The organism is Actinomycetospora chiangmaiensis DSM 45062 (assembly GCF_000379625.1).
GTDB lineage: Bacteria > Actinomycetota > Actinomycetes > Mycobacteriales > Pseudonocardiaceae > Actinomycetospora > Actinomycetospora chiangmaiensis.
This window is the reverse complement of sequence record NZ_KB903245.1, coordinates 300,946-309,071: the sequence shown is the minus strand read 5'-3', so window position 1 is coordinate 309,071 and position 8,126 is coordinate 300,946. Positions and strand designations below refer to the sequence as shown.

Below are 8,126 nucleotides of genomic sequence, written 5' to 3'. Positions count from 1 at the left end.
CGACATCGCCGTTCGCGGTCGTCCCACCCGCGGCGCCGAAGCCGCCCGCGCCGCCCTCGCCGGCGAGCCCCCCGCCGTCCAGCACGCCGCCGAAGGCGACCCCGCCGTCGTCGACCCCGCCGTCCAGCACCCCGCCGTCCAGCACCCCGCCGTCCAGCACCCCGCCGTCCAGCACCCCGCCGTCCAGCACCCCGCCGTCCAGCACCCCGCCGTCCAGCACTCCGCCGTCCAGCACCACCACGACGTCGAAGGCCGCCACCATCCCGGTCGCCACGCTCTGCACTGCGGAGCCCGCCGCGGTGGCCACGGCCTTCGGCGTGCCGGCCGCTGACCTCACCGCCGCGACGACCGCCGGTCCGCAGCCCGGTCAGGTCACCTGCACGGTCAGCCGCGCCGGGAAGCCGTTCGTCGTCGCGGTCGTGGCACCCACCGCGGCCGTCCCGGCCCCGACGGCCGGACCGGGCGTCACCCGCAGTGCCGCCGGGGGACGGGTCGTGCTCGCGGTCCCGCCATCGGCCGGTCTGAGCAGGGACGCGGCGACCGCCGGGCTGACGAAGCTGGCGCCGTCCTGGTCCTGACACCCCGAGCCGTTGGAAAGATCCTCTTCCGCCGAGCGACGTGTTCGCTCAGCGAGCGGTGTGCTCGGCGGATGTGGACCTCGACGCGAGGCCGACGAAGCGACGTCAGGCCGTCCCGGCGGCGACGAGCGCGGCGACGCGGGCACGGCAGGCCCCGTCGTCGGGAAGGGCTCCCGCCGCCTCGGCGTCCGCGAGCGACGGGGCAGCGGCGTCCTTGTCGGAGAGGATCAGCTCGGCAGCGGGTACATGGTCTGTCCAGGGCAGCTCGAGGGCGGGGTCGAGCGGGTTCACGCCGTGCTCCGCACCCGGGTTGTAGGCCGTGGAGCAGAGGTAGGTGGCGACGGTGCCGTCGACGAGCGCGAGGAACGCATGTCCGAGCCCCTCGGACAGGTAGACGGCGTCGAGCGTCTCGCCGTCGAGCCGCACCGCGTCCCAGCGCCCGAAGGTCGGCGAGCCGACGCGGATGTCGACCACCACGTCGAGCAGCGCCCCGGCCGAGCACGTCACGTACTTGGCCTGTCCGGGCGGCACGTCGGCGTAGTGCAGACCCCGCAGCACCCCCCGGCGGGATACGCTCGTGTTGGCCTGCGCCACATGCAGCGGGTGCCCGACCGTGCCGGCGAACACCTCCGCCTGGAAGGGCGCTGCGAACGCGCCACGCGCGTCGGGGAAGACCGGCGGGGTGAACACCCACGCACCGGGCACCGCGAGTTCCTTGGCCTCCACGGCGCCGGACCCTATCGGCCGACGGGCCCGGACCACGGTGAGCCTGTGACCGGTCCGACCCCGTCGGGGCGCAGACACCGCGCCCCGCGCGCGCGAGGATCGACCACCTCCGGGTCACCCCTGCCCGCTCCGCCCGACGTGAGACACCCCTCTCCGGCGCCCGGCGGCGACCGACGCCCCTGCGGACCCGACCGTCCGCACCGGTGGGCGCACCCGTCGTCGTCCCCAGCCCCATCGCCTCGTCCGGATCCGTGGGGACGACGTCCCACCACCGCGACCACGACACGCAGGAGGACCGCGTGAGCAGCACGAGCTCCGTCCCGGCAGCCGACACCGCCGCCACGGCCAGCGACCCCGACGGCCGCGACCTCACCGACGCCGACATCTTCGGCCCGCACGAGGGCGGGAAGCTCTCGGTGGCGCCGACGGTGGCCCTCGCGGGGCGCCGCGACCTCTCCATCGCCTACACACCCGGCGTCGCGAAGGTGAGCCGCGCGATCGCCGACGACGCGGCGCTCACCGCCCGCTACACCTGGACCCACCGGCTCGTGGCCGTGGTCAGCGACGGCACGGCCGTGCTCGGCCTCGGTGACATCGGCCCGCGCGCGTCGCTGCCGGTGATGGAGGGCAAGTCGGCGCTGTTCAAGGCGTTCGCCGACCTCGACTCGATCCCGCTCGTCCTCGACACCACCGACGTGGACGAGATCGTCCAGACCCTGGTGCACCTGCGGCCCAGCTTCGGCGCGGTCAACCTCGAGGACATCGCGGCCCCGCGCTGCTTCGAGATCGAGCGCCGGCTGATCGAGGCCCTCGACTGCCCGGTCATGCACGACGACCAGCACGGCACCGCCATCGTCGTGCTCGCCGCCCTGCGCGGTGCGGCGGCGGCGCTGGACCGGGACCTGGAGCCGCTGAAGGTCGTCGTGAGCGGCGCCGGGGCGTCGGGCGTGGCCTGCGCGAAGATCCTGCTCGAGGCCGGCGTCGAGGACGTGACGGTGCTGGACTCCCGCGGGGTCATCCACACCGGCCGCGAGAACATGAACGTCACGAAGTACGCGTTGGCCGAGCAGACCAACCCGCGCGGGCTGCGCGGCGACCTGACCACCGCCCTCGCCGACGCCGACGTCTTCCTCGGTCTTTCCGGCTCGACGGTCCCCGAGTCCGTGATCGAGACGATGGCCGACGACGCCATCGTGTTCGCGCTGTCGAACCCCGACCCCGAGATCGACCCGCACGTGGCCCGCCGTCACGCCGCCGTGGTCGCCACGGGGCGCAGCGACTACCCGAACCAGATCAACAACGTGCTCGCGTTCCCGGGCGTCTTCGCGGGCGCCCTCGACGCCTCGGCCCGCCGCATCACCGAGCACATGAAGCTGGCCGCCGCGGACGCCATCTTCCGGATCGCGCAGGAGGAGCTCGGCGTCGACCACATCGTCCCGAGCGCGCTCGACCCGCGCGTGGCCCCGGCCGTCGCGGCGGCCGTGGCGGAGGCGGCGGGGGCGGACGGGGTCGTGAAGGCCCACGTCGCCGAGGTGGCCTCGGAGGCGTGAGCCGGATCACCCGTCGACGAACGGCACGGGCTTCCGGGTGATCAGGTGTGAACCGATCGGGCAACGGGTACCGGTCACGGCTCGTCGGCGACCGCTGACGTCGTCGCGCTCGTACGCTTCGTGAGAAGCGGCACGCGTCTGAGTGAATCGATGGCAGGGCGAACGACACGCGATGGGATCTGTGCCGTTCGTCGCCTCGACCCGCAGTCTCCGGACCGTTCATCGTCCGAGTTGAGACATACCCGTTCGACTTGATGCAGGCGGCCGCGTGAGAGCGGACGGTCGGCGCCTGGGTGCACCCGACGGGGTGATGTGCCCGGACCCCGACGGGGTGTCCTTCGTTGCGGAGATCAGATGGCGGTCCGGCCGACCCGAACGGGTCGGAGGAGAACCGCCGGTGAAGGGGTCGATCGCGTGAACGGAGCCAGGCGGATGCCGCGACTCGCCGTCGTCCGGGTGGCGGACGCCGACGCGTCCGACTCCTCGCTCGGCCTCGTCGGCGACCAGGTGCCCGGCCAGGTCCGTTCCGACACCTCCCGTCCGGAGGCCCGGGCCGATCACGGTGCGCCGCCGGCCCGCCACTCGTCCGAGGACCGCACCGGGACCGTCCCCGAGGCCCCCGCCGAGCCGGCCGGGCCCGGGCGGGCCGGCGAGGCCGACACCCTGCCCACGGTCCCGCGTGGCCGACCCGCCCGCGGGGAGGCCACCTCCGGACGGCCCAGCCCGCGTCCCCGTGCCGACGCCCCGCGGCGACGTCGGCCATCGCCCGCGCCCGCCGTCGAGCCCCGTTCCGCGACGCCGAGCCCGGTCGAGGCGGCCACGATCGCCACGCCGGTGCCGTCGCCCGGCGGCAGCGACCCGCTCCTGGAGCTGCTCCCGGAGGGTCCGGCGGTCGTCGTCGACGCCCACGGCCTCGTCGTGACCGCCTCCCGCGAGTTCGCCCGCCTCGTGGGCGCGCCGGTGGGGGAGATGGCCGGCGCCCCGGTCGACGCCGTCGTCGTCACCGCCCCGGGCGCCGGCGGGCGGGGCGAGGTCCGGCGCCGCGACGGTGCCACGGTGCCGGTGCGTCTCGTGCGGTGGAACCGGCTGCCCGGCACCGCGCACTCCGCACTCGTCGTCGTCGACGTCAGCGACACGGACGAGGACGAGGTGGTCCGGCGGGCCGTCGACATCGCGGTCGCCGACGAGCGCCGCCGGCTCGAGGGCCTCACCCGGCTGGCACAGGTCGGGTCGTGGGAGAGCGACCGGACGCACGACGCCTGGTCGTTCTCCTCGGTCGCCCGCACCCTGTTTGGGCTCCCGCCCCGGGGCACGGTCAGCCGGGCGACCGTCGCCGACTGCGTGCACCCGATGGACCGCCCGCAGGTCTCGGCCCACTGGGCGGCGATGATGGAGTCCGGCGCGCGGCTGGACCTGGAGGTCCGCCCGGCCCACGACCCGTCGCGGCTGCTGCACGTCCGGGCCGAGCGCACCGCGGTGGGCCACCGCACCGTCGTGGCCGGCGCGGTGGAGGACGTCACCGAGCGCCGCGCCCTCGAGACGCGGATGCGGACCTCGAGCCAGCGGTTCACCGACCTGCTGGCCGTGGCGCCGGTCGGCGTCGCGATCTTCGACGACCACGAGCGCCTGGTGCAGGCCAACCAGTCGCTGTGCCGGCTGCTCGGCGAGGGGCAGGAGTCGCTGCGCGGCCGCCGTGCCGACGAGCTCCTCGACCTGGCCGCCGAGCAGGGCCCGGACACCGTCGCGATGCCGACGCCGCTGCTCGCCCGGCCGGCGGGCTCGGCGGGCTCGATCAGCTGGTCGTGCGCGGCCCGGGCCCTGCACCGGCGCGAGCGCGGCGCCCGTGGCGAGCTCACCGAGCCGGTGTGGTGCGAGCTGCACGTGTCGGTCTCGGTGGACGACGCCGGCGGTGCCACCCACCTCGTCGTCTTCACCGACGTCACCGAGAACCGCCGGGTCGAGGCCTCGCTGCGCCACCAGGCGATGCACGACGAGCTGACCGGCCTGCCCAACCGCCGGGCGCTGACGCGGGCGGTGTCGCACCTGCTCGGCGGCCCGACCGCCCGCCGGACCGCCGTCCTGTTCTGCGACCTCGACAACTTCAAGCGGGTCAACGACTCGCTGGGCCACGACGCCGGGGACGAGCTGCTGGTGTGGCTCGCCGACCGGCTGCGCGACGGGCTGCCGCCCGGCTGCACCGCCACGCGCCACTCCGGCGACGAGTTCGTCGTCCTGTGTTCCGACGTCGACGCGCACGGTGGACTGGACGCCCTCACCGAGCTGGTCGGCAAGCTGCTGCGCACCGCGGTGCCGGTGCACGGCCAGCTGGTCCGGGTCTCCGCGACGATCGGTGCCGCGGTCGGCGCGGCGCTCGGACTGCCCGCCCTGCTCGACGGCTACGAGGTCGACCCCTACGCGGACCCGGTGGCGGGCGTCCTCGCCGCCGCCCGCGCCCAGACCGACGCCCCCGACGAGCCGGAGCACCCCGCGACCGGCGACCTCATCCGCTTCGCCGACGCCGCGCTGTTCGAGGCCAAGAGCGGCAGCAACCGCGTCGCGCTGGCCGACGAGGCCATCATGCGGGGGGCCGACGAGGCGCTGCGCATGGAGATGCAGCTGCGCCAGGCGATGGTCAACGACGAGCTGGTGCTGCACTTCCAGCCGGTGGTCGGCCCGGACGGCTGCGTCCAGACCGCCGAGGCCCTGGTGCGCTGGCAGCACCCGGAGCACGGGCTGATCTTCCCGGACAAGTTCCTCCCCGTCGCCGAGGCCGCCGACCTGCTCGGCGAGCTCGACCGGTGGGTGCTCCGGACGGCGGTCCGCGAGGCCGCCACCTGGCCGGCGTACGGCGACCGCCCGGCGGCCTCGGTCGCGGTGAACCTCGCGGGCCTGCTCCCCGGCGACCCGGACTTCCTCGCCACCGTCCACGAGATCGTCACCGCGTCCGGGCTGCCCTGGGACCGGCTGGTGCTCGAGCTGGTCGAGACGTGCCTGGCCGACCTCCCACCGTCGACGCTGCGGGAGATGAACGAGCTGATCGCGGCCGGTGTGCGGTTCGCGGTGGACGACTTCGGCACCGGCTACTCGTCGCTCTCCCGCCTCACCGGGCTCCCCGCGCAGATCGTCAAGCTCGACCGCGGCTTCGTCCGCGGGGTCGCGACGGGAGAGTCCGACCGGGCCGTGGCCCGGGCGGTCGTCGAGCTCGCCGCGGCGATCGGGCAGACCTGCGTCGCCGAGGGCGTGGAGGACGAGGACCAGTTCGCGGTGCTGCGCGACCTCGGTGTCGACGCCTACCAGGGCTGGCTGTTCGCCCGGGCCATGCCCGGCCCGAAGCTCGCCGAGATCCTCGCGCGCGGCCCGATCGCACCCGAGGTCGCCGACGCCTCCTGAGCGGTTTCGGCAGTGATGGCCGGCAATGGGTGCTCACGAGCGCGAAGAGCACCTTTCGGTTACGGTGCTCCGATCCAGGTGGCCGGTCAGGCGCCGCCCTGGCCGCGGAGGAACCACTGCGGTGATCGAGTTCTCCGACGTGCGCAAGGCCTATCCCGACGGCACCGTCGCCCTGCAGTCCCTCTCCCTGACCGCCCGCGCCGGTGAGATCACCGTGCTCGTCGGGCCGTCGGGGTGCGGGAAGACGACGACGCTCCGGATGGTCAACCGCATGGTGGACCCGTCGTCGGGCACGGTGCGGCTCGACGGCGTGGACGTGTCCACGCAGGATCCGCCGACGCTGCGACGCGGCATCGGCTACGTCATCCAGAACGCCGGGCTCTTCCCGCACCGGACGGTGCTGGACAACGTCGCGACCGTCCCCGTGCTGCTCGGGCGTCGGCGTGCCGAGGCCCGGCAGGCCGCCGGCGAGCTGCTCGAGCGGGTCGGACTCGACCCGAAGGTCGGCGGCCGCTACCCCTCCCAGCTCTCCGGCGGGCAGCAGCAGCGTGTCGGCGTCGCCCGGGCCCTGGCCGGCGACGCGCCCGTGCTGCTCATGGACGAGCCGTTCTCGGCGGTCGACCCGGTGGTCCGCGCCGACCTGCAGGACGAGCTGCTGCGCCTGCAGTCCGAGCTCGGCCGCACCATCCTCTTCGTCACCCACGACATCGACGAGGCCATCCGGCTCGGTGACATGGTCGCGGTGCTGCGGGTCGGCGGCACGCTCGCCCAGTTCGCGCCACCCGCCGACCTGCTCGCGGCCCCGGCCGACGACTTCGTCGCGGGCTTCGTCGGCCGCGACCGCGGCTACCGGCGGCTCCAGTTCGTCGGGACCGGCTCGCTCACCCTCCAGGACTTCCCGACGACGGGTGACGGCTGGCTGCTCGTCGTCGACGACGACGGCCGGCCCACCGGCTGGCGCCAGGGCGACGAGCACGTCGCGCTGGGCACGGTGCACGCGGAGGGCGGGTCGCTGCGCAGCGCGCTCGACGCGGCCCTCAGCTCGCCCGCGGGACGCGGGGTGGCGGTCGACGACGACGGGCGGGTCCTCGGCGGCATCGAGCCGGAGGCCGTGATCACGCTGCTGCACGCGTCGTCGAGCCCGGCCCCCGAGGCGGTGCGGTGAGGCTCTTCGGCGCGGACATCCTCCCGCTGGCGGCCGAGCACATCGTCCTCGCGCTGGTCCCGGTCCTCCTCGGCCTCGTCGTCAGCCTCCCGTTGGGCTGGTGGGCGTGGCGCTCGCGGGGTGCGCGACGGGTCCTGCTGCCGCTGACCGGCGTGCTCTACACGATCCCGTCGCTGGCGCTGTTCGTCGTCATGCCCCTCATCCTGGGCACGCGCATCCTCGACCCGGTCAACGTCGTCGTCGCGCTCACCGTGTACGCGGTGGCCCTGCTCGTCCGCAGCGTCGTCGACGGGCTCGACGAGGTGCCGTCGGAGGTCATGACGGCGGGGGTCGCGATGGGCTACCGCCCGCTCGGTCTGCTGTTCGGGGTGCAGCTCCCGCTCGCGGTGCCGGTCCTTGTCGCCGGGGTGCGGGTCGCGGCCGTGAGCTCGTTCAGCCTCGTGGCCGTCGGCGCGATCATCGGGCAGGGCGCGCTCGGCACGCTGTTCACCCAGGGGTTCGAACGCTTCTACACCGCGCAGATCGTGTTCGGCCTCGTCTCGATCCTGGTGCTGGCCCTGCTGATCGACGCGCTCCTCATGATGCTCGGCCGCCTCCTCGCGCCGTGGGCGGCGGCCCGGGCGCCGCAGAAGGCAGGAGACGCAGCGCAGCGGAGCTCGACCCGGGAGCAGGGAGAGGCAGCGCAGCGGAGCTCGACCCGGGAATCGGCGGTCTGAC

7 protein-coding genes are annotated in these 8,126 nt (G+C 74.8%); 5 read left to right on the top strand and 2 right to left on the bottom strand.

Annotated elements, in window-relative coordinates:
- Positions 1 to 307: hypothetical protein (locus tag A3CO_RS39205; RefSeq protein WP_211214559.1), on the bottom strand; the 307-nt coding region annotated here is incomplete at its 3' end.
- Between A3CO_RS39205 and A3CO_RS38825 the strand changes: the two genes are divergently transcribed.
- Complete coding sequence (locus A3CO_RS38825) at positions 300 to 578, top strand: hypothetical protein (protein ID WP_018335105.1); 279 nt, start codon at positions 300 to 302, stop codon at positions 576 to 578. The two genes, A3CO_RS39205 and A3CO_RS38825, sit on opposite strands and share 8 nt — an antisense overlap.
- Before the next feature lie 105 nt (positions 579 to 683).
- Here A3CO_RS38825 and A3CO_RS0125535 read toward each other — a convergent pair whose 3' ends face one another.
- Positions 684 to 1,304: a dTDP-4-dehydrorhamnose 3,5-epimerase family protein gene (locus A3CO_RS0125535; protein WP_018335104.1), complete on the bottom strand. Its 621-nt coding sequence runs from the start codon at positions 1,302 to 1,304 to the stop codon at positions 684 to 686.
- A gap of 383 nt (positions 1,305 to 1,687) precedes the next feature.
- Here A3CO_RS0125535 and A3CO_RS0125530 point away from each other — a divergent pair, with 383 nt between their 5' ends.
- From A3CO_RS0125530 to A3CO_RS0125515, 4 genes are all read left to right on the top strand, one after another.
- Positions 1,688 to 2,854, top strand: coding sequence for an NAD(P)-dependent malic enzyme (locus tag A3CO_RS0125530; RefSeq protein ID WP_245561599.1), 1,167 nt, complete (start codon positions 1,688 to 1,690; stop codon positions 2,852 to 2,854).
- Between the two features lie 432 nt (positions 2,855 to 3,286).
- Positions 3,287 to 6,244, top strand: a complete 2,958-nt coding sequence (locus A3CO_RS34330) for a bifunctional diguanylate cyclase/phosphodiesterase (protein ID WP_018335102.1) — start codon at positions 3,287 to 3,289, stop codon at positions 6,242 to 6,244.
- A gap of 121 nt (positions 6,245 to 6,365) precedes the next feature.
- On the top strand, positions 6,366 to 7,409 hold the full coding sequence (locus A3CO_RS0125520; protein WP_018335101.1) for an ABC transporter ATP-binding protein: 1,044 nt from the start codon (positions 6,366 to 6,368) through the stop codon (positions 7,407 to 7,409).
- Complete coding sequence (locus A3CO_RS0125515) at positions 7,406 to 8,125, top strand: ABC transporter permease (RefSeq protein WP_018335100.1); 720 nt, start codon at positions 7,406 to 7,408, stop codon at positions 8,123 to 8,125. The genes A3CO_RS0125520 and A3CO_RS0125515 overlap by 4 nt, the downstream gene beginning before the upstream one ends.
- Position 8,126 lies beyond the last annotated feature (1 nt).